The following is a 20,871-nucleotide window of genomic DNA, read 5'->3' as shown; positions in this document are numbered from 1 at the left end:
AACTCAGGCGGCGACCGTTCGGCCTTCGCGATTGAAGAAATGAAGTACGGAAGGATCGAGTTCGACGCTGACCGGATCGCCCGCCTGCAGGTCGGTGCGCTCGTTCTGGCGCGCCACCAAAGGCACGCCGCCGACGTCGATGTGGATCAGCGTGTCGGCGCCGAGCGATTCGACCAGTTCCACGCGAGCTTGCGCGCCGACGCCGTGCCCGTCGTGATGCACGCGCAAGCCCTCGGGCCGCACACCAAGGAATCCATCCTGCGGCAGCCTGCCGCCTGTCAGCGCAGAGAAGCTCGGTATCGCCTTGGCCTCCACCATGTTCATCGACGGCATGCCGATGAACTGCGCGACGAACTGATTGGCAGGCCGGTCGTACAGGTCCATCGGCGTGCCGACCTGCTCGATCAATCCATCGCGCAGCACGACCACGCGGTCGGCCAATGTCATGGCTTCGACCTGATCGTGCGTGACGTAGATGCTGGTTGCACCCAGCGCACGATGCAGCTTGTGGATTTCCACCCGCGTGTTGCCACGCAGGGCCGCATCGAGATTCGAAAGTGGCTCGTCGAAAAGAAACACCTTGGGCGCGCGCACGATTGCACGACCGATGGCGACCCGCTGGCGCTGACCGCCCGAGAGCTCCTTCGGCGTGCGATTGAGGTATTGCGTGAGGTTCAGCGTCTTCGCGGCGTATTCGACCTTGGTCTTGATGACGTCCTTCGACACCTTCGCGAGCTTGAGTGCGAAAGACATGTTGTCGTACACGCTCATGTGCGGATAGAGCGCGTAGCTCTGGAACACCATCGCGAGATCGCGCTTGCCGGACGGCGTGTGCGTGATGTCCTTGCCATCGAGCAACAGCTTGCCGCTCGTGATCGCTTCGAGCCCCGCAATCAGCCGCAGCAGCGTCGACTTGCCGCAACCCGAGGGACCGACGAACACGATGAACTCGCCCTTGTCGATCTCGAGATTCACGCCCTTGATGACGTGCGTTTCCCCGAAGCTCTTCTGGATATTGTCGAGTTGCAGGTAGGCCATCAAATGTCTCCTTGAATATTTGTCGGGGAACGCCGCGAACAGTGAGGCCGCCACGGAACCGGCTCCGCCGGGCCGTCGGCGGCGCCCCCGGCAGGGGGTAGGCGAAGCGACACGCAGTGCGCGCAGCCTGGGGGCGAGCTCATTTCACCGCCCCGAAGGTCAGACCCTGGACGAGTTGCTTCTGGCTGAACCAGCCGAACACCACGATGGGCGCGATGGCCATCACCGACGCTGCAGAGAGCTTGGCCCAGAAGAGGCCCTCGGGACTGGAGTAGGACGCGATGAGCGTCGCGAGGGTGCCGGCTTTTGCGGAGCTGAGATTGAGCGCCCAGAACGCTTCGTTCCAACTCAGCACCAGGCAGAGCAGCCCGGTGGAAGCCAGCCCGCCAATCGAGAGTGGCAGCACCACGTGCCGGAACTCCGTCCACAGGCTGGCGCCATCCATGCGCGCGGCTTCGAGGATCTCCGGCGGGATGTCCTTGTAGCTCGTGTAGAGCATCCAGACCATGATCGGCAGGTTCGACAGCGTGAAGACCACGGTGAGTGCCGTGCGCGTATCGAGCATCCCGGCGGTCTGCGCGAGCACATAGATCGGCACCAATGCGCCCACGGCCGGCATCATCTTGGTGGAGAGCATCCACATGAGGATGTCACGCGTGCGCTTCGTGCGAAAGAAGGCCATCGAATACGCGGCGGGCGCGGCGATCAGCAACCCTATGATCGTTGAGCCAACGCTCGTGATGAGCGAGTTCTTTGCATAGAGCAGGTAGTCGCTTCGGCGCTGCACTTCGGTGAAGTTCTCCAGCGTCGGCTCGAAGATGAAAAGCGGCGGAACGTGGATGGCCTGCAACTCCGTCTTGAACGAAGTCAGCAGCAGCCAGCCCAGCGGAAAGAAGAGCAGCAGCGTGACGGCCCAAGCGACGACCGTGCGCAGTGCGAGGGGAAAGATGTTGGTGGTTTGCATGCTGCGGCCCTCAGTCGAGGTTCTTTCCGATGATGCGGATCAGGAAGGCCGCAACGATGTTGGCCAGCACCACAGCGAAGAGCGCGCCTGCGGAAGCCACCCCCACGTCGAAGTTCATCAGCGACTGCTTGAAGATGAGGTAGGTGAGGTTGGTACTCTCGTTGCCCGGCCCGCCATTGGTCGTGACCGCAATTTCGGCAAAGACTGAAAGCAGAAAAATCATCTCGATCATGATCACCACCGCCATCGGCCGCCCGAGGTGGGGCAGGGTGAGATAGCCGAAGCGCTGGACGGCCGTGGCGCCGTCCATGCGCGCGGCTTCCATCTGCTCACGGTCGAGCGACTGCAGCGAGGTAATGAAGATCAGGCAGGCGAACGGCAGCCACTGCCAGGCGACCATGATGATGACCGAGAACAGCGGCACATCCGTGAGCCAGTCGACGGGCTCGGCGCCGAAGCTGCGCCACAGGTCCGCGAGGACGCCGTAGATCGGGTTCATCATCATGTGCTTCCACAGCAGCGCGTTCACCGTGGGCATCACGAAGAAGGGCGAGATGAGCAGCACGCGCACGATGCCGCGCCCGGGAAAGGGCTCGTTCACCAGCAGCGCAAGCCCGACCCCCAAGCCGACCGTGATGATGATCACGCTGCCGATCAGCACCAGCGTGTTCCACACTGCCGGCCAGAAGTCGGGGTCGGTGACGAAGTAGCTGAAGTTCTCGATCCCGTTGAACGTGCGCTCGCCGGGCTGCATCAGGTTGTAGTTGACGAACGAAAAGTAGATGGACATCAGCAGCGGCACGAGCATCCAGAGGACGAGCGTGATCACGGCCGGCGCCATCAGCGTTCGAGGCAGCAAGCGGTTCATAAGAAGACCCCCATGGCATGGCTTTTGTCGTGAGTTGCCGCGGACCCGGCTTCGCCGGGCCGCTGGCAGCGCCACCCGTGGGGGGTGGGCGAAGCGACACGAAGTGCGCGCAGCCTAGGGGGCTACTTGTAATAGCCGCCCTTCTTCATCTCGCGTTCGGCGGCCGTCTGTGAGGTCTTCAATGCCTGGTCGACCGTGACCTTGCCTGAAAGCGCGGCGCTCATCTGCTGGCCGACAGCGACGCCGATGGCCTGGAACTCCGGAATGGCCGCGTATTGCACGCCGACGTAAGGCGACTTGGGCAATGTGCTGTCATTGGGGTTGGCGGTATCGATCGCCTTCTTTTCGGCATCGGCAAAGCGCGCCGCCTTCACGAACTCGGGTGATGCGTAGGTCGTCTTGCGCGTGCCGGTCGGCACCGAGCCCCAGCCCTCTTCCTTGGCGACGAGCTTGACGTAGTCCTTCGACGTGGCCCACTTCACAAAAGTCTGCGCCGCATCGGCCTTCTGCGAACTGGCGGGAATCGCCAGCGCCCAAGCCCAGAGCCAGTTCGCGCCCTTCGGCGTGACCGCCACGGGAGCCTGAGCGAAGGCGACCTTGTCCGCCACCTTCGATTGCTTCGGATCGCTCACGAAGGAAGCCGCAATGGTCGCATCGACCCACATCCCGCACTTGCCTTCGTTGAAGAGCGCAAGGTTCTCGTTGAAGCTGTTGGCCGAGGCACCGGGCGGGCCGTAGGCCTTCATGAGGTCGACGTAGAAGCTGACTGCGTCATGCCAAGGCTTGGAGTCGATCTGCGGCTTCCAGGTGGTGTCGAACCATTGCCCGCCATTGGTGTTGACCATCGTCGTGAGGAGCGCCATGTTGTCGCCCCAGCCCGGCTTGCCGCGCAGGCAGATGCCGTAGACGCCGCCCTTCGGGTCGTGGATCTTGCCGGCCAATTCCTTGACCTGCGTCCAGGTCGGTTGCTCGGGCATCTTGAAGCCGACCTTGTCCGCGAGGTCCTTGCGGTACATGAGCATCGAGCTTTCGCCGTAGAACGGCGAAGCGTAGAGCTTGCCGTCCACTGAGAGGCCGCTTCGGATCGCGGGCAGCAGGTCGTCGACGTCATAGGCGGCATCCGTCGCAATGGGCAGCAGCCAGCCTTTCTTGGCCCAGATCGGCGTCTCGTACATGCCGATGGTCATCACGTCGAACTGGCCGCCCTTGGTGGCGATGTCCGTGGTCACGCGCTGGCGCAGCGTGCCTTCTTCCAACGTGACCCACTTCACCTTGATGTCCGGATGCGCTTGCTCAAAGAATTTGGTGAGCTTCTGCATCTCGATCATGTGGCCGTTGTTGACGGTCGCGACGACAAGCTCGGTGTCGGCGTGCGCCAGGCCGGCGGTTGCGGCTGCCGCTGCGACTGCGAGCACCAGGCCCGCCTTCAGAAAACGCTTCATGTTGTCTCCTTGGTTCGACGACAGGCGTCGCCGCGCCCAGATTCTGGAGACTCTGAATTGCGGGTTTGGTACTTCTTCGGCCAGTGCCGATACTTAATTGCACCAGTTGATTGGTGACTTCCCTAATTCGAGCAAGAAGTGATGTGCCGCTCGATGGGCTTGGGCAGTGCGTTCAGGCGGCTTGCAACGCGGGTGCGCGATCGCCAAAGCGGCTGCCCCATGCAGCGATTGCCAAAGCCACCAGCGTGATGGCGGCACCGGCCCACGGAAGATCAGCCAGGGGAGCGCCGGCGGCGAGCATGCCACTACCGATCCACGCGCCCGTTGCGTTGCCGAGGTTGAAAGCGCCCTGGTTCAGCGTCGAGGCCAGGTTGGGGGCGGCGCTCGCGTGCTGCACGATCAGCGTCTGCAGGAGCGGCACGAGCGCAAACGACAGCGTGGTCCAGACCAGCATCAGCACGACGGTCGGCGAGCGCACCGGCAAAGCGAAATGCAGGAGTGCCAGCACGAGTGCGTTGAGGCCCAGCACCAGCAGCAGTGAAGGCACGAGCCGCCGGTCGCCCAGCCGCCCGCCCACCGTGCTGCCGATCGTGAGCCCGACGCCCAGCAGGAGCAGGATGGGCGCCACCGCAGCCTCTGAGAAACCGCTCACCTGAGTCAGCAGGGGGGCTATGTAGGTGAAAACACAGAACAGGCTCGCGGATGCCAATGCGCTCGTCGCGAGTGCCAGGAGGACGCGGGCGTCCGCGAGCACGGTGAATTCGCGCAGGATGTTGCTCTTCTGCATTTCGATGTGGCGGGGCAGCAGCACGATCAGCGAAGCCACTGCGCCCAGTGCGATCACGACGATGGCTGCGAAGGTCATGCGCCAGCCGTAGTGCTCGCCGATGATGCGGCCAAGCGGCACGCCCAGCACGTTCGCCAGCGTGAGGCCGGTGAACATCAGGGCGATGGCTTGCGAGCGCTTGTTCGGCGCAACCAGCCCCGCAGCGACGACCGAGCCGATGCCAAAGAAGGTGCCGTGCGCGAGCGCGGTAATCACGCGGGCGACCATCAGCATCGCGTAATTGGGCGCGAGCGCGCAAAGGAGATTGCCCACCACGAAGAGCGAAGCCAGCGCGATCAGCGTCGCCTTGCGCGGCAGGCGTGCCGTGGCGACTGCAAAGACGGGCGCACCGATGACCACGCCCATGGCATAGGCTGTGACGAGAAGCCCCGCCTGCGAAAGCGTGACGCCCAGATCGAGCGCCATTTGCGGCAACAAGCCCATGACCACGAATTCACTGGTGCCGATCGCGAAGGCCGCGGCGGCGAGCGCCAGCAGGGCAATGGGCATGCGAGACGAAATGGCGGAAGTCGCTTCGGTGTGCTGGGTCATGCGAAGGTGCTGAAAGGTGCTATCGGAGGAGGATATAGGGTTAACCCTGATTATCCCGAAGCACTTCGTCAGGTCGCAGGCGAAAGGGAATTCCGACGGAACTCCGTGGCGTAAAACAACAGTGCCACCACGGCGAACACGCCCCCCAGCAGGCTGAGGCCGTTCCACCCGTGGAAGGTGTAGATGGCCGCAGCCAGTCCGGAAGCGATTGCGGCGCACATGAAGATGAAAGTCAGGAAGAGGCCGTTCAGCCGTCCGCGGAGTTCCGGCGCCAGCACATACAAGCTGCGCAGACTGAGCACGTTGCACAGCTGTACGGCCGCATCGAGCAGCACACCCGCGGCGACCAGCCCCAGCAGCGAATGGAAGTGCACCGAGACAGCCCCAAGGCCGAACGACAGGAGCGCCACCGCGATCGCCGCGCCCGTCGCGGGCCGCGAGAGGCCGCGATCCGCCAGCCGCCCGGCCCAGGGTGCGGCGAGTGCACCCGCCGCCCCCGCCAGCGCGAACAGCGCGATGCCGCCCTGGCCCATGTTGAACTCGCTTGCAAGCGCGAGCGGCACCGCGGTCCAGAACGCTTGGAAGCCGGCGAACATCATTCCCTGGTAGAACGCCCTGCGCCGCAGAAGCGGCGTTCGCCAGACGATGCCGGGCAGAGAGGCCATCGTGCGCGCGTAGCCGAGCGATGCGTGCGGGTGCCGATCGGGCAGGACACGCCATATCACGACCGCGAGGGTTGCCATCAGTACGGCGGAAATCCCGAACACCGCGCGCCAGCCGAAAGCTGCGGCGACCACACTGGAGAACGGCCGCGCCAGCATGATGCCGGCCAGCAGTCCGGCCATGATGTTGCCGACGACCTTGCCGCGCGTTGCCTCCGGTACGAGGTGAGAGGCCAACGGAACCAGCACCTGCGCGGCGACCGCGCAAGCGCCAACCAGGAACGAAGCCGCGAGAAAACTCGCTGCCGAGTCGGACAGTGTGATGCCGATCAACCCGATCACTGCGCCGGCCATCGCGAACGTGATCAGTCGACGGTTTTCGACCACGTCGGCCAGAGGTACCAGCAGGAGCAATCCGGCGCCGTAGCCGAGTTGGGTCAGCGTCATGATCAGCCCGGCCAGACCCGGCTGCAGTTGCAACGTGACGGCGATCGGCCCGATGAGCGGCTGCGCGAAGTAGATGTTGGCGACGCAGAGTCCGCAAGCGATGGCGAACAGAACGGTCAAGCCGGTGGAAAGCCCGCCGGGTGCGGGCGCTTTGATGTGAGGCAAAAGAGACCTTCGACGGATTTAGGGGTTAACCCGAAAGGGTTGGCACCTTAGCATTTCTCACGCCGCCGTGCAGGCCGCCCGGTGCGGGGTTGCCGCGCGGCATATCGCGAATGGCGCATGGCCGGGCATTTGGGAAGGGGCCAAACTGCCGCTGCAAGATCAGGATGCCTTGTGTGCCTTGTGTGCCTTGTGTGCCTTGTGTATTTGCGAAAGGAATTCGCCGTGGCAAAGAACATCGTCTTTTGTGCCGACGGCACGTGGAATGGGCTCGGCCAAGGCGATACGCAGGATCTCCAGGCCAAGGCCACCAACGTGCTGCGTCTGTTCGCGGCACTGCAGGGTGACGTCACCGCGGATTCGCTTCGAAAGCAGGACGAGCAGGAAAAGGTCGCCGCCGGACCGGACGCCCGAATCACGCAGGTCGCGAAATACCTGCACGGCGTCGGCGATTCGCAGAATGCCGTCCTGAAGATCCTCGGCGGCGTGTTCGGCGAGGGCTTTATCGAGCGCATCGTTCGCGGCTACACCTTTATCTCGCGCAATTACGCGCCAGCCGACCGCATCTATCTGGTCGGCTTCAGCCGCGGCGCCTACACCGCCAGGGCGCTCGCCGGAATGATCGCGAAGATGGGCCTGCTGCCGCAAGACGCCATGCACGATGCCGAAACCGCCTACAAGCTCGGCATCTTCGTCTGGAGCCAACACCGCAAGGCAATGGGCAAGCAGAGCACCCTGCTCGGGTATCTTGAAGAGTTCAAGGCTCAGCCCATCGACCTGAATCGCCTGGTGCAGGGCGCCGGCATCGAAGCCGTCGGCGTCTGGGACACCGTGGGCGCGCTCGGGGTGCCGACCTATGGCCTGGACGATGCGTCGAAAGTCGACATCTTCGAATTCGCGGACCGGGTTCTGTCGGACAAGGTGAAGGCCGGATTCCACGCGCTCGCGATCGACGAGCAGCGCGTGGACTTCGAGCCGACCCTCTGGGAAGACAGGCAAGGCATCGAACAGCGTTGGTTCTGCGGTGCGCATGCCGACGTCGGCGGCGGCTATGCAAAGCGGGATCTGGCCACCTGCTCGCTCGATTGGATGATCGGGCGCCTGCGCGGCGCCGGCGTTGCGATCTCTGCGCAGTACCGGGCGACCGATGCGTTCGAATTTGGCCCGATTCACACGCCGTACAGGGAGCCACCCTTCGACGTGCGGCCACATTCGCCGAGGCAGATCCCGGGGGACGCGCGGTTTCATCCAAGCGTACAGCTGTACCTCACGCAGTTTGCGGCTTATGAGCCGTCTTCCAATCTCGCGCCCTGGCTCAGGGGCAGGCAACTGGCTGCGGCGGTGTTGGCGGCATAACGGGGAAAATGGCGCCTTGTGCGCATTCCCGCATTCCCGGGCCGCCCTCTTCAGGCGGTGCCGCAGCAAGAACCGTTATGAATCAAAGAGTCAAGCCGCCCGAGATATCTGTCGCCCCCATGATGGACTGGACGGACCGCCACTGTCGCTTCTTCCACCGCCTGCTCACGCGCCGCGCGTTGCTCTACACCGAAATGGTGACCACCGGCGCGCTCATCCACGGCGACGTGCCGCGACACCTGCGCTTCAACACCGAAGAGCACCCTGTCGCGCTGCAACTCGGCGGCAGCGAGCCGGCCGACCTTGCGCACTGCGCCAAGCTCGGCGAGGAATGGGGCTACGACGAGATCAACATCAACTGCGGCTGCCCGAGCGAGCGAGTGCAGCGCGGCGCATTCGGTGCCTGCCTGATGAACGAACCCGAGCTCGTGGCGGATTGCGTGAAGGCGATGGTCGATGTGGTCGAGGTGCCGGTCACCGTCAAGCACCGCATCGGCATCGACAAGGTCGAAAGCTACGACTTTGTGCGCGACTTCGTCGGCAAGGTGAGCGAGGCGGGCTGCGAAGCTTTCATCGTGCATGCGCGCAATGCCTGGCTCAAGGGGCTTTCGCCCAAGCAGAACCGGGAAGTGCCGCCGCTGCGCTATGAGTTGGTGCATCGGCTGAAGCACGACTTCCCGGCGCTGCGTTTTTCAATCAATGGCGGCTTCAATGAGATCGCGCAAATGCAGGCGCATTTGCGGCTGTTGGACGGCGTGATGATCGGGCGCGAGGCTTATCACAACCCGTGGTGGCTGACTGAGTGGGACCAAGCCTTCTACGGTGAGGCGCCTTCGACGGCCACGCGCGAAGACGTCGAGCGCCAGATGTGCGACTACATGGTGCGCGAGGCCGAAGCCCACGGCACGCCATGGTCGAACATCGCGCGTCACATGCTCGGCCTGCGCAATGGGCTCGCCGGCGCGCGCCATTGGCGGCAAGTCTGGAGCGACCATCGGCTCAAGGCGCTGTCGCCGCATGAAGTGATGACGCGGGCGCACTCGCACGCGATTCGCCCTGACGCCGAGGAGCCGGCTCAGGCGCTGGCCGGCCTGCCTTCGTGAAAGCGGGCGAGGAAGGCGCGTGTCGCCGGCTCGTTGGGCTCATCGATCACCTGGCGCGCTGGACCGCATTCGACGATGACGCCGTCGCGCATGAACGCCACCTGATCGGCCACCTCGCGCGCGAAGGCCATCTCATGCGTGACGAGCACCATGGTCATGCCTTCGTCGGCCAGCACTCTGATGACGCGCAGCACTTCGCCAACCAGCTCTGGGTCGAGCGCCGACGTCACCTCGTCGAACAGCATCACCTGCGGCTCCATGGCCATCGCGCGGGCAATGGCGACGCGTTGCTTCTGCCCGCCTGACAGTTGATCCGGCCAGGCGTCGGCCTTGTCCTGCAAGCCGACCTTGCCGAGCAGCAATCTTGCCTTGGCTTCCGCCTGCGCCTTGGCTTGTCGCAGCACGGTGACAGGTCCTTCCATGACATTGCCCAGCACAGTCATGTGCGGAAACAGGTTGAAGTGCTGGAAGACCATGCCGGTGCGGGCGCGGAATGCGGAGAGCAGCGCGTCCCTGGGCAGCCGCGTCGCAGCGCCCTTGAAGGCCATCGTCTGGTCGCCCACGCGTACGGTGCCTTCGTCGGGCACGGCCAGCAGGTTCAGGCATCGCAGGAGCGTCGACTTGCCGGAGCCCGACGGGCCGATGAGTGCCACGACCTCGCCTTTGCCGACGGAGAGGGACACGTCGCGCAAGACGCGGTTGTCGCCAAAGCTTTTGCCGAGGTGGCTGACCTCGATCATGGGTGCGTTCACGGTCGGAGTCATGCGCGGGCGGTCTTCGAAAGACGGGTTTCCGCACGCTTAACCAGAATCGTCGCCGGCAGCAGCACGATGAAATAGGCGAGCGCCACGACGGTGTAGGTTTCCAGCGGACGGTAGGTCTCGTGCGCGATGCTCTGGCCCTGGTAGAGCAGGTCGGGCAAGGCAAGCACCGACAGCAGCGAAGTGTTCTTGAGCTGCAGGATCGACTGGTTGAGCAGCGGCGGCACCATGCGCCTGAAGGCCTGGGGCAGCACCACCCGGCGCATCACCTGAAAGCGGCGCATCCCCAATGCGCGTGCGGCATCGCTTTGCTCGGGGTCGATCGAGATGATGCCGCCGCGGATGATCTCCGAGAAGAACGAGCTCCCGTAGAGTGACAGCGCCAGGATGGCCGCGAGCGCCGCCGAAATCTGGATGCCCGTCAGCACCGGCAGCGCGTAATAGAACCACACCAGTTGCACCAGCACCGGCGTGCAGCGAAAGATTTCGACATAGCCTCGCAGCGGCGCCCGGAGCCAACCGTGCCGCGACAGCCGGCCCATGGCGACTGCCAATCCGATCAACAGCCCCAGCAGCGTGCAGATCACCGTATAGGCGGCCGTGTAGCCCAGGCCGATGAGGAGGAGCCGGCGAAAGCCCCAGAGAAATTCAAAGTCCCACTGGTACACGGCGGCCTTGCTTCAGAAGCTGATTTCGGTCGGTACTTGATCCGGCTTCACGCCCGACAGCGCCTGCATGTTGCTCAGCACCACCTGCTTGACCTTGCCGCTGGCGCGCGTCTGCGCGATCCACTTGTTCACGTATTCGATCCATTGGCGATCGTTTTCCTTGCGGAAGCCGAGGTTCGTCGTGGTTGCCTGCGTCGGCGTCGGCAGCACGATGTGGCCGATCGTCGGGTTCTTGCTCATGACGGTGAGTGCGAGCACCACTGCCAGTACCTGGCAGTCTGCGCGCCCGGTCTGCACCGCCAGCGTGGCGTCGGCGGCTTTTTCGAGGCGGATGATCTGCGCGTTGGGAAGCGTCTTCGTCACCATCTGGTCGTGCGACGAGCCGATGTCGACCGCGACCTTCACGTCCGGCTTGTTCAATTCTTCCCAGGTCTTGGGATTGAAGCCCTTGCGCGCCACCAGCACGAAGGCATTGTTGAAGAGCGGGTCCGAAAAGTCGACCACCAGCGCGCGCTGGGGTGTCGGATTAAGCCCGAAGAACACGTCGATCTTGTTCGACTGCAGGTCGAGCACCGAATTGCCCCAGGTGGTTTCGTTGATGTCCAGCTTGACGTCGAGGCTGCCCGCCAGGTTCTTGGCGAAGTCGATCATGAAGCCCTGCCATTCGCCGGACGCCAGATCCTTGTGATAGTAGGGCGCCGCGCCGGCCACCGCGCCGATGCGCAACACCTTCGTGCGGTGAATGCGCGCCCAGGCACTTTCGGGCTCCGCTTGCGCGAAGGCCTGAGTGGCCCAGCTCGACGCAGTTCCGGCAGCTCCTGCGGCGGCAACGCGGGCAATGAATTGGCGACGGTTTGTCATCGAATCGTTCTCCATCGGTTGAAAAATCGGGGTGCGTGGCGTTGCGTGTCTACAAGGTCATGCCGCCGTCGACGTGCAGCACTTGTCCCGTGATGAATGCGGCTTCCGGGCTCAGCAGAAAGGCGATCGGCGCCGCAATGTCGTCGGGCGTGGCGAGGCGCCCTGCGGGCACGCGTGACAATGCCTGCTTCCATTGATCAGCGGTCAGGGCGCCGCTGTTCGGGCGGTCCTTTTGAACATAGCCGGGAGCTACCGCGTTGACGGTCACTCCGCGCGCGGCCACTTCCGCCGCGGCCGCCTTGACCAATGCCTCGACGCCCGCCTTGGCTGCGGCAGTGGCGGGAAAGCTGGACGCTCCGAGCGTGAACCGATGCGCGACGAACGAACTGACGGCAACGAATCGCCCGTGCGAGGCTTGTTCGAGCAGCGGAAGGGATTTGCGCAAGAGATGGGCGAGCGAGACAACCATGGTGCGCAGCGAGCGCTCGACGATGTCGTCATCCAACTGCGCCAACGTGCGGCGGTCGGCAAAACCCGCATTGGCGACGACGCCGCGCAACCCACCGAGCGCCTGTGCGGCATGGAACAGCGCATCGACAGTGCCCGCATCGGCCATGTCGCCGATCACCACGGTGCTTCGTACGGCGCTGCATTCGCGCGCGAGTGCCATTGCGGCTTCTCGCTGGCTGCCGGTGTGGATCACGAGATCGATCCCTTGTGCCGCCAGGCGCCTGCATGTTGCAGCCCCGATGCCCGAGCCCGCGCCGGTCACGACCACACTACTCATTCACGATACTTTCTCTTCGGATCACCGGAGGGGCGCCGCTTGCGTTAAGTCGAAGCAAGTATTGTGCAAGCAAAGCACGCCGCCAGGATGCGGGTCGAAGTCGGGCCTCCGACGGGGCAGGGTCAGTTCGCCGCTTCGAGCCCGTTGCTGAAATGCTGCTGCATGCGTGCCATGGCGACGGCCGGATTGCGCCCCTTGAGCGCGGCCATGATCGCGCGGTGCTCCTTGAGGGATTCGGCGATGCGCCCGGACTTCAAGAGCGAGTTGTGCCGATTGAGCTTCATCACCTTGCGCAGGTCGGCCACCATCTGGTCGCGCCAGCGGTTGTCGGCAATGGCGAGCAGCCGCATGTGAAAGCGCTCGTTGATGGCGAAGAAGTTCTGGCGGTTCACGTGGCCCGGCGCGGCGGCCGCTTCGAGTTCGGTGTGCAGGGCTTCGAGCTCGGCCAGTTCGGCATCGGAGGCGCGCTCGGCGACCACGCCAGCGGCGTCGCTCTCCAGCAGGCTCAGAAGGTGATACACGTCGGCCAGGTCCTTGTCCGAAACCTCGGTCACGTAGGCGCCGCGCCGCACTTTCATGGTGACAAGGCCCTCGGCGGCAAGTACCTTGAGCGCTTCTCTCAGTGGGGTGCGGCTGATGCCGTATTCGTCTGCCAGCTTCAGTTCGTCGATCCAGCTGCCGGGCTCGAGCTCGCGGTTGAAGATGCGCTGGCGAAGTAGCTCCGCCACCTCTTCGTAGAGGGCGCGAGGAGTGAGGGTGAGCGCAGACATGGGTGGAAATGTACCGCAACTCAGATTGTTTGAATTAATAATTACAGATGGGTTAGACTCGCTCCCGACCCGGGCCGCACCTGTGCGCGCCCCCTCGTTCCGCGACCTTTTCAAAGCTGCGCCCATGAGCAAACCCGAACCTCAATTTTCAAACGCCACCCTCGAAGCATGGGCCAAGGCCGCCGCAAAATCCGCTCCCGGTGGTGATGTGAATGCATTGAACTGGATCACGCCCGACGGCATCACCGTCAAGCCGCTCTACACGTCCGCCGACTTGAAAGGGTTGAAGTACGCGGACACGTTGCCCGGGTTCGAGCCTTATCTGCGAGGCCCGCAAGCCACCATGTACGCGGTGCGTCCCTGGACCATCCGGCAATACGCGGGCTTCTCGACAGCCGAGGAATCGAACGCTTTCTATCGCAAGGCACTCGCTGCCGGCGGCCAGGGCGTGAGCGTCGCGTTCGATCTTGCAACCCACCGGGGCTACGACAGCGACCATCCGCGCGTGACGGGTGACGTGGGCAAGGCCGGCGTAGCGATCGATTCAGTGGAGGACATGAAGATCCTCTTCGACCAGATTCCGCTCGATAAGGTCAGCGTGTCGATGACGATGAACGGTGCGGTGCTCCCGGTGCTTGCAGGCTATGTGGTGGCAGCGGAAGAGCAGGGTGTCTCCCAGGACAAGCTCAGCGGAACGATCCAGAACGACATCCTCAAGGAGTTCATGGTCCGCAACACCTATATCTTTCCGCCGGAGCCGTCGATGCGGATCATCGGCGACATCATCGAGTACACGGCGCGCAACATGCCGAAGTTCAACTCGATCTCGATCAGCGGCTATCACATGCAGGAAGCCGGCGCGAATCAGGCGCTGGAACTGGCCTTCACGCTGGCGGACGGCAAGGAGTACGTCAAGACGGCGCTCGCCAAGGGTCTGGACGTCGATGACTTCGCGGGCCGGCTGAGCTTCTTCTGGGCCATCGGCATGAACTTCTATCTGGAAGTCGCCAAGATGCGCGCGGCGCGCCTTCTGTGGTGCCGGATCATGAAGGAGTTCAACCCGAAGAACCCCAAGAGCCTGATGCTGCGCACCCACTGCCAGACCTCGGGCTGGTCGCTGACCGAACAGGACCCCTACAACAACGTGGTGCGCACCACCATCGAAGCCATGGCCGCGGTGTTCGGCGGCACCCAGAGCCTGCACACCAACGCACTGGACGAAGCGATTGCGCTGCCCACCGAGTTCAGCGCCCGCATTGCGCGCAACACCCAACTCATCATCCAGGAAGAGACGCACATCACCAACGTGATCGACCCGTGGGCTGGCAGCTACATGATGGAAAAGCTCACGCAGGACATGGCCGATGCCGCCTGGACCATCATCGAAGAGGTCGAGGCAATGGGCGGCATGACCAAGGCGGTCGACAGCGGTTGGGCCAAGCTGAAGATCGAAGCCGCCGCCGCCGACAAGCAGGCGCGCATCGACTCGGGCAAGGACGTGATCGTCGGCGTCAACAAGTACAAGCTCAAGAACGAAGACACGCACGACATCCTGCAGATCGACAACGTCAAGGTGCGTGACGGGCAAATCGCCAAGCTCAAGGCCATTCGCGAGAAGCGCGACAGCGCCGCAGTGCAGGCAGCGCTCGACGCGTTGACTGCCGCCGCCAAGAGCGGCGAAGGCAACCTGCTTGACCTCAGCATCAAGGCCGTGCGCTTGCGCGCCACCGTTGGCGAAATCAGCGATGCGCTCGAGAAAGTCTACGGCCGCCATCGTGCCGACACACAGAAGGTGACCGGCGTCTACGCGGCTGCTTACGACTCCGCCGAAGGCTGGGAAGCGCTTCAGAACGAGATCGCTGCTTTTGCTGAAGAGCAGGGCCGGCGCCCGCGCGTGATGATCTCCAAGCTGGGGCAGGACGGCCACGATCGCGGCGCGAAAGTCGTTGCCACCGCCTTTGCCGATCTTGGTTTCGACGTCGACATGGGCCCGCTGTTTCAAACGCCTGAGGAGTGCGCGCGGCAAGCCATCGAGAACGATGTGCATGCCGTCGGTGTGAGCACGCTTGCCGCAGGCCACAAGACGCTGGTGCCGGCCATCATCGAAGAACTCAAGAAGCAAGGTGCCGACGACATCATCGTTTTCGTCGGAGGGGTGATTCCGCGCCAGGATTACGAGTTTCTCTACGACGCCGGCGTGAAAGGCATCTACGGCCCGGGAACGCCCATCCCTGCCAGTGCCAAGGACGTGCTCGAGCAGATTCGCGCTGTTCTATGACGCACACCCCCAGGCTTGCCCACTTCGTGTGGCCGCCCACCCCCTTGCAGGGGGCAATACCAGCGGCCCGGCGAAGCCGGTTCCGCGGTATTTCCCGAGGCGATTGGGGCGGGAGCTGAAGTGGCGGCGATCGAGTCCATGAAATCCGTGGTCACGGCCGGGTCGGTGGTGGCATCGGAGGGGCCTTTGCAACGGCGTGCGATTGCCAAGGCGATCACTCTGCTCGAATCGACGCGTGACGATCACCGGGCACAAGCCGATGAATTGCTGACTGAATTGCTGCCGCATACGGGCAAGTCCTTCCGCCTGGGCATTTCAGGCGTGCCCGGCGTGGGCAAGTCGACTTTCATCGAGACGCTGGGCCTGTTCCTGATCGAACGCGGCCATCGTGTTGCGGTGCTCACGATTGATCCTTCGTCCACTGTGTCCGGCGGCTCCATCCTGGGCGACAAGACGCGGATGGAAAAGCTCTCAGTGCATGAGCGGGCCTACATCCGTCCGAGCCCGTCATCCGGCACGCTGGGCGGTGTCGCAGAGAAGACGCGCGAGGCAATGCTGGTGTGCGAGGCCGCGGGCTACGACATCGTCATCGTCGAGACAGTCGGCGTGGGCCAGAGCGAGACGGCGGTGTCGGGGATGACGGACATGTTCGTGCTGCTGCAATTGCCGAACGCCGGCGATGACCTGCAGGCGATCAAGAAGGGCGTGATGGAGCTCGCCGATCTCGTCGTCATCAACAAGGCGGACATCGACAAGGATGCCGCGACGCGCGCGCAGGCGCAGATCACATCCGCGCTCCGGCTCTTCGGTCATCACGGCAATCCGGCGCATGCACAGAGCGTTCAGGCGGCGCACGCCGAACCGGGGTCGCCTGAAGCGGAAGTGCGCCTGTGGCTGCCCAGGGTGATGCAACTCAGTGCGCTGGCCGGGACCGGCATCGATGCCTTCTGGGATTCGGTGCTGCAGTTCCAGTCGCTGCAGACTGCCAACGGCAGACTCGCGTCGCGGCGCGAAAAGCAGGCGCTCGCATGGATGTGGGAACGCATCGAGGCGGGCCTGAAACATGCATTTCGACACCATCCACGCGTGCGCGAGCTGCTGCCGCAGGCGATTGCCCAAGTCACCACTGGCACGCTTCCGGCATCGACTGCCGCACGAAATCTTCTCGCCGCACAGGCGGGGCAGGCGTAGCCTGTCGGACCCATCGAGCCAACAAGATCAACTTTTCAATAGAACGTCATGAAAGAAATCCTCGAACAACTTGAAAAGCGCCGCGAACAGGCACGCATGGGCGGTGGCCAGAAGCGCATCGACGCCCAGCATGCCAAGGGCAAACTGACGGCCCGCGAGCGCATCGAGCTTTTGCTCGACGACAACACCTTCGAAGAATGGGACATGTTCGTCGAGCACCGATCGAGTGATTTCGGCATGGCCGACACGCGAATTCCCGGCGACGGTGTCGTCACGGGCTACGGCATGATCAACGGCCGGCTGGTCTTCGTCTTCAGCCAGGACTTCACGGTGTTCGGCGGCGCGCTCAGCGAAGCGCATGCCGAGAAGATCTGCAAGGTGATGGATCAGGCCATGAAGGTCGGCGCACCCGTCATCGGACTCAACGACTCCGGCGGGGCGCGTATCCAGGAAGGTGTCGCCTCGCTCGGCGGCTACGCCGAAGTGTTCCAGCGCAACGTGATGGCTTCCGGCGTCGTGCCGCAGATCAGCATGATCATGGGCCCCTGCGCGGGCGGCGCGGTGTATTCGCCGGCCATGACGGACTTCATCTTCATGGTGAAGGACAGCTCATACATGTTCGTCACCGGCCCGGAGGTGGTGAAGACGGTCACGCACGAAGACGTCACGGCCGAGGAATTGGGCGGCGCGTCGACGCACACGACCAAGAGCGGCGTGGCCGACATGGCGTTCGAGAACGACATCGAAGCACTGATGATGCTGCGCCGGCTCTACAACTACCTGCCGCTGAACAACCGCGAGAAGCCGCCAGTGCGCCCCAGCGGCGATCCGGCCGAACGCGCCGATCTTTCGCTCGATACGCTGGTTCCGGACAACACCAACAAGCCTTACGACATGAAGGAGCTGATCTCGAAGGTGGTCGATGACGGCGACTTCTTCGAACTGCAGCCTGACTACGCCAAGAACATCGTGATCGGCTTTGCCCGCATGGAAGGCCAAAGCATCGGCATCGTTGCCAACCAGCCGCTGGTGCTCGCGGGCTGTCTGGACATCAAGTCTTCGATCAAGGCGGCGCGATTCGTGCGCTTTTGCGATGCTTTCAACATCCCTGTCGTGACCTTCGTCGACGTGCCCGGCTTCATGCCCGGCACCAGCCAGGAGTACGGCGGCATCATCAAGCATGGTGCCAAGCTGCTCTATGCCTACGCCGAATGCACCGTGCCGAAGATCACCGTGATCACGCGCAAGGCCTATGGCGGTGCCTACGACGTGATGTCGTCCAAGCACCTGCGCGGCGACGTGAACCTTGCATGGCCACGTGCGGAGATCGCCGTGATGGGGGCCAAGGGCGCGGTCGAGATCATCTTCCGCGAGGACAAGAACGACCCCGAAAAGCTCGCGGCACGCGAAGCCGAATACAAGGCGCGCTTTGCCAATCCGTACGTCGCCGGCACGCGCGGCTATATCGACGATGTGATCCTGCCCAGCGAGACACGCAAGCGCATCTGCCGAAGCCTTGTGATGCTCCGCGAGAAGAAGCTGGAAAACCCGTGGCGCAAGCACGGCAACATCCCTCTGTGAGTCCGGGAGAAGAGAACATGTTCAAGAAAATCCTTATCGCCAATCGGGGTGAAATCGCATGCCGCGTCATCAAGACGGCGAAGAAGATGGGCATCCTGACCGTCGCCGTCTACTCCGACGCCGACAAGGACGCTCGCCACGTCGAACTCGCCGACGAAGCGGTGCACATCGGTGCATCGGCCAGCCGCGAGAGTTACCTTCAGGCGGACCGCATCATCGCGGCTTGCAAGCAGACTGGCGCTGAGGCTGTGCACCCTGGCTATGGCTTTCTCTCCGAGAACGAAGCCTTCGCCCGCAAGGTGGAAGACGAAGGCATCGTCTTCATCGGCCCCAAGCACTATTCGATCGCCGCCATGGGTGACAAGATCGCGTCGAAGAAGCTGGCGAACGAAGCCAGGGTCAACACCATTCCCGGCTGGAACGACGCGATCGACACCGCCGAGCGTGCGGTCGAGATCGCCAAGGACATCGGTTACCCGGTAATGATCAAGGCGTCGGCTGGTGGCGGCGGCAAGGGCTTGCGCGTGGCCTTCAACGACAAGGAGGCTTTCGAAGGCTTCACCTCGTGCCGCAACGAGGCCCTCAACAGCTTCGGCGACGACCGCGTGTTCATCGAGAAGTTCGTCGAAGAGCCGCGCCATATCGAAATCCAGGTGCTGGGCGATTCCCAGGGCAATGTGATCTACCTGAACGAACGCGAATGCTCTATCCAGCGTCGGCACCAGAAGGTGATCGAGGAAGCACCGTCGCCCTTCATCAGCGATGCGACGCGCAAGGCAATGGGCGAGCAGGCTGTGGCGCTCGCCAAGGCAGTGAAGTATCAGAGCGCGGGCACAGTCGAGTTCGTGGTGGGCAAGGACCAGAGCTTCTATTTTCTGGAGATGAACACGCGCCTGCAGGTGGAGCATCCGGTGACCGAAGCCATTACCGGCCTTGACCTCGTGGAACTGATGATCCGCGTTGCCGCCGGCGAGAAGCTGCCGCTGACGCAAGCGGAAGTGAAGCGCGAGGGCTGGGCGATCGAATGCCGTATCAATGCGGAAGACCCGTTCCGCAACTTCCTGCCGTCGACGGGCCGGCTGGTGCGCTTCCAGCCGCCGAAGGAGACGATGTTCTCCGCCGACACTGAACATCTGTATGGCGTGCGGGTAGACACCGGTGTGTACGACGGCGGCGAAATCCCGATGTTCTACGACTCGATGATCGCCAAGCTCATCGTTCACGGTCGCGATCGCGCGCACGCGATCGCCTTGATGCGCGAGGCGCTCAACGGGTTCGTGATTCGCGGCATCAACAGCAATATTCCCTTCCAGGCAGCGCTGCTTGCGCATCCGAAGTTCGTCGCTGGCGACTTCAACACCGGGTTCATTGCCGAGCACTACGGCAAGGGCTTTCATGCGGAAGACGTGCCGCATGACGATCCGGACTTTCTGGTGGCTCTCGCGGCTTACGTCCATCGACGGTATCGCGCCCGCGCGTCCGGCATCAGCGGCCAGCTCGAAGGCCATGGCGTCAAGGTCGGCGAGCAATTCGTGGTGGTCGTGCTCGACGAAGCCGGCCAGCATGTGCACAAGCCGGTGTCGGTCACGGACTTTCATGGGCAGACGGGATCGAGCGCGGTTGCGGTGAATGGCAACAGCTACAAGATCGACAGCAAATCGGCGCTCGGCAGCATTCGCGTCGAAGGCACGGTGAACGGTCGCGCCTTCACCGCTCAGGTCGAGCGCGGGGCCGGCAAGAATCCGCTGTCGCTGCGCGTGTCGCACAACGGCACCCAGCTCGAGGCGATGGTGTTGTCGCCGCTCGGTGCACGACTGCTGAAGCTCATGCCCTACAAGGCACCGCCCGATCTCAGCAAGTTCCTCATGTCGCCGATGCCTGGCCTGCTGGTCGAAGTGGCAGTGCAGGCCGGCCAGCGCGTCCAGGCGGGCGAGAAACTGGCGGTGATCGAGGCAATGAAGATGGAAAACGTGCTGTTCGCGACGCAGGATGGCGTCGTCGGCGCCATTGCGGCCGCCAAGGGCGAATCGTTGTCCGTCGATCAAGTCATCATGGAGTTTGCCTGATGAGCCGCCCATTCAAGGTGCTGGGCATCCAGCAGATCGCGATCGGCGGCCCGGACAAGACGCGGTTGCAGACGCTATGGGTCGAGATGCTGGGTCTCGAAGTCACGGGCACGTTCAGGAGCGAACGCGAGAACGTCGACGAGGACATCTGCGCGATCGGCGGCGGGCCGTTCAAGGTCGAGGTCGATCTGATGCAACCGCTGGATCTGGACAAGAAGCCGGCTGTGCACACCACGCCGCTCAATCACGTCGGCTTGTGGATCGATGACTTGCCCAAGGCCGTCGAATGGCTGACGGCGCGGGGTGTGCGCTTTGCGCCCGGCGGCATCCGTGCCGGTGCGGCAGGCTTCGATATTTGCTTCTTGCACCCGAAGGGCAACGAGGAGTTTCCGATCTCGGGGGAAGGCGTGCTGATCGAACTCGTGCAGGCGCCGCCGGAGGTCGTCAAGGCTTTCACGGCCCTCGCGGGCTCTTAGAGCTCCGACGCC

General features: G+C 63.4%; 18 protein-coding genes. 7 read left to right on the top strand and 11 right to left on the bottom strand.

Annotation, left to right across the window (positions count from 1 at the left end; translation table 11 throughout):
• Positions 1-3 precede the first annotated feature (3 nt).
• The 6 genes from AC1DSF_RS25015 to AC1DSF_RS24990 form a co-directional block, all read right to left on the bottom strand.
• Entirely contained in the window at positions 4-1,038 is a 1,035-nt protein-coding gene (locus tag AC1DSF_RS25015; RefSeq protein WP_478128306.1) for an ABC transporter ATP-binding protein, read from the bottom strand.
• 139 nt (positions 1,039-1,177) lie between these two features.
• A complete protein-coding gene (locus AC1DSF_RS25010) occupies positions 1,178-2,002 on the bottom strand; it encodes a carbohydrate ABC transporter permease (RefSeq protein WP_478128305.1) in 825 nt (274 codons plus the stop codon).
• Positions 2,003-2,012: 10 nt separating this feature from the next.
• The gene (locus AC1DSF_RS25005) at positions 2,013-2,870 is read right to left on the bottom strand and encodes a carbohydrate ABC transporter permease (protein WP_478128304.1); all 858 of its coding nucleotides are present in this window, start codon (positions 2,868-2,870) and stop codon (positions 2,013-2,015) included.
• A 122-nt stretch (positions 2,871-2,992) separates the two neighbouring features.
• Complete coding sequence (locus tag AC1DSF_RS25000; protein ID WP_478128303.1) at positions 2,993-4,312, bottom strand: ABC transporter substrate-binding protein; 1,320 nt, start codon at positions 4,310-4,312, stop codon at positions 2,993-2,995.
• A 172-nt stretch (positions 4,313-4,484) separates the two neighbouring features.
• Positions 4,485-5,690: an MFS transporter gene (locus AC1DSF_RS24995; RefSeq protein ID WP_478128302.1), complete on the bottom strand. Its 1,206-nt coding sequence runs from the start codon at positions 5,688-5,690 to the stop codon at positions 4,485-4,487.
• A gap of 68 nt (positions 5,691-5,758) precedes the next feature.
• Positions 5,759-6,964, bottom strand: coding sequence for an MFS transporter (locus AC1DSF_RS24990; protein WP_478128301.1), 1,206 nt, complete (start codon positions 6,962-6,964; stop codon positions 5,759-5,761).
• Positions 6,965-7,186: 222 nt separating this feature from the next.
• On the opposite strand from AC1DSF_RS24990, the gene AC1DSF_RS24985 reads away from it, so the two are divergent.
• The gene (locus AC1DSF_RS24985) at positions 7,187-8,317 is read left to right on the top strand and encodes a DUF2235 domain-containing protein (RefSeq protein WP_478128300.1); all 1,131 of its coding nucleotides are present in this window, start codon (positions 7,187-7,189) and stop codon (positions 8,315-8,317) included.
• Between the two features lie 77 nt (positions 8,318-8,394).
• Complete coding sequence (gene dusA, locus AC1DSF_RS24980; protein ID WP_478128299.1) at positions 8,395-9,420, top strand: tRNA dihydrouridine(20/20a) synthase DusA; 1,026 nt, start codon at positions 8,395-8,397, stop codon at positions 9,418-9,420.
• Here the strand turns inward: dusA and AC1DSF_RS24975 are convergent.
• The 5 genes from AC1DSF_RS24975 to AC1DSF_RS24955 all read right to left on the bottom strand — a co-directional run bounded on the left by AC1DSF_RS24975 (position 9,393) and on the right by AC1DSF_RS24955 (position 13,267).
• Complete coding sequence (locus AC1DSF_RS24975; RefSeq protein ID WP_478128298.1) at positions 9,393-10,184, bottom strand: amino acid ABC transporter ATP-binding protein; 792 nt, start codon at positions 10,182-10,184, stop codon at positions 9,393-9,395. The genes dusA and AC1DSF_RS24975 overlap by 28 nt on opposite strands.
• Positions 10,181-10,849: an amino acid ABC transporter permease gene (locus tag AC1DSF_RS24970; RefSeq protein WP_478128297.1), complete on the bottom strand. Its 669-nt coding sequence runs from the start codon at positions 10,847-10,849 to the stop codon at positions 10,181-10,183. Before AC1DSF_RS24970 ends, AC1DSF_RS24975 begins: the two co-directional genes overlap by 4 nt.
• Positions 10,850-10,861: 12 nt before the next feature.
• On the bottom strand, positions 10,862-11,710 hold the full coding sequence (locus AC1DSF_RS24965; protein WP_478128296.1) for a transporter substrate-binding domain-containing protein: 849 nt from the start codon (positions 11,708-11,710) through the stop codon (positions 10,862-10,864).
• Between the two features lie 49 nt (positions 11,711-11,759).
• Positions 11,760-12,497 (bottom strand): SDR family NAD(P)-dependent oxidoreductase, encoded by a 738-nt coding sequence (locus AC1DSF_RS24960; protein ID WP_478128295.1) that lies wholly within the window; start codon positions 12,495-12,497, stop codon positions 11,760-11,762.
• Between the two features lie 122 nt (positions 12,498-12,619).
• Complete coding sequence (locus AC1DSF_RS24955; RefSeq protein ID WP_478128294.1) at positions 12,620-13,267, bottom strand: GntR family transcriptional regulator; 648 nt, start codon at positions 13,265-13,267, stop codon at positions 12,620-12,622.
• Between the two features lie 124 nt (positions 13,268-13,391).
• Between AC1DSF_RS24955 and scpA the strand changes: the two genes are divergently transcribed.
• The 5 genes from scpA (at position 13,392) to AC1DSF_RS24930 (ending at position 20,859) form a co-directional block, all read left to right on the top strand.
• Positions 13,392-15,545 carry a methylmalonyl-CoA mutase gene (gene scpA / locus AC1DSF_RS24950; protein WP_478128293.1) on the top strand — a complete coding sequence of 718 codons (2,154 nt, stop codon included), beginning with the start codon at positions 13,392-13,394 and terminating at the stop codon, positions 15,543-15,545.
• 138 nt (positions 15,546-15,683) lie between these two features.
• Positions 15,684-16,736, top strand: a complete 1,053-nt coding sequence (gene meaB, locus AC1DSF_RS24945; RefSeq protein ID WP_478128292.1) for a methylmalonyl Co-A mutase-associated GTPase MeaB — start codon at positions 15,684-15,686, stop codon at positions 16,734-16,736.
• Between the two features lie 48 nt (positions 16,737-16,784).
• Positions 16,785-18,317, top strand: a complete 1,533-nt coding sequence (locus AC1DSF_RS24940; RefSeq protein WP_478128291.1) for an acyl-CoA carboxylase subunit beta — start codon at positions 16,785-16,787, stop codon at positions 18,315-18,317.
• Positions 18,318-18,334: 17 nt separating this feature from the next.
• Positions 18,335-20,383 carry an acetyl-CoA carboxylase biotin carboxylase subunit gene (locus AC1DSF_RS24935; protein WP_478128290.1) on the top strand — a complete coding sequence of 683 codons (2,049 nt, stop codon included), beginning with the start codon at positions 18,335-18,337 and terminating at the stop codon, positions 20,381-20,383.
• Positions 20,383-20,859, top strand: a complete 477-nt coding sequence (locus tag AC1DSF_RS24930) for a VOC family protein (RefSeq protein ID WP_478128289.1) — start codon at positions 20,383-20,385, stop codon at positions 20,857-20,859. The genes AC1DSF_RS24935 and AC1DSF_RS24930 overlap by 1 nt, the downstream gene beginning before the upstream one ends.
• Positions 20,860-20,871 lie beyond the last annotated feature (12 nt).

The organism is Variovorax sp. 01N429 (assembly GCF_056399425.1).
The sequence above is the reverse complement of the archived record's forward strand: the minus strand, read 5'-3'. Positions and strand labels throughout refer to the sequence as shown.

Coding starts and splice junctions, on each gene's coding strand:
- AC1DSF_RS25010 (WP_478128305.1), bottom strand. CDS start 2,002: ATGCAAACCACCAACATCTTTCCCCTCGCACTGCGCACGGTCGTCGCT.
- AC1DSF_RS24975 (WP_478128298.1), bottom strand. CDS start 10,184: ATGACTCCGACCGTGAACGCACCCATGATCGAGGTCAGCCACCTCGGC.
- AC1DSF_RS25005 (WP_478128304.1), bottom strand. CDS start 2,870: ATGAACCGCTTGCTGCCTCGAACGCTGATGGCGCCGGCCGTGATCACG.
- AC1DSF_RS24955 (WP_478128294.1), bottom strand. CDS start 13,267: ATGTCTGCGCTCACCCTCACTCCTCGCGCCCTCTACGAAGAGGTGGCG.
- AC1DSF_RS25000 (WP_478128303.1), bottom strand. CDS start 4,312: ATGAAGCGTTTTCTGAAGGCGGGCCTGGTGCTCGCAGTCGCAGCGGCA.
- meaB (WP_478128292.1), top strand. CDS start 15,684: ATGAAATCCGTGGTCACGGCCGGGTCGGTGGTGGCATCGGAGGGGCCT.
- dusA (WP_478128299.1), top strand. CDS start 8,395: ATGAATCAAAGAGTCAAGCCGCCCGAGATATCTGTCGCCCCCATGATG.
- AC1DSF_RS24940 (WP_478128291.1), top strand. CDS start 16,785: ATGAAAGAAATCCTCGAACAACTTGAAAAGCGCCGCGAACAGGCACGC.
- AC1DSF_RS25015 (WP_478128306.1), bottom strand. CDS start 1,038: ATGGCCTACCTGCAACTCGACAATATCCAGAAGAGCTTCGGGGAAACG.
- AC1DSF_RS24995 (WP_478128302.1), bottom strand. CDS start 5,690: ATGACCCAGCACACCGAAGCGACTTCCGCCATTTCGTCTCGCATGCCC.
- AC1DSF_RS24930 (WP_478128289.1), top strand. CDS start 20,383: ATGAGCCGCCCATTCAAGGTGCTGGGCATCCAGCAGATCGCGATCGGC.
- AC1DSF_RS24935 (WP_478128290.1), top strand. CDS start 18,335: ATGTTCAAGAAAATCCTTATCGCCAATCGGGGTGAAATCGCATGCCGC.
- scpA (WP_478128293.1), top strand. CDS start 13,392: ATGAGCAAACCCGAACCTCAATTTTCAAACGCCACCCTCGAAGCATGG.
- AC1DSF_RS24960 (WP_478128295.1), bottom strand. CDS start 12,497: ATGAGTAGTGTGGTCGTGACCGGCGCGGGCTCGGGCATCGGGGCTGCA.
- AC1DSF_RS24965 (WP_478128296.1), bottom strand. CDS start 11,710: ATGACAAACCGTCGCCAATTCATTGCCCGCGTTGCCGCCGCAGGAGCT.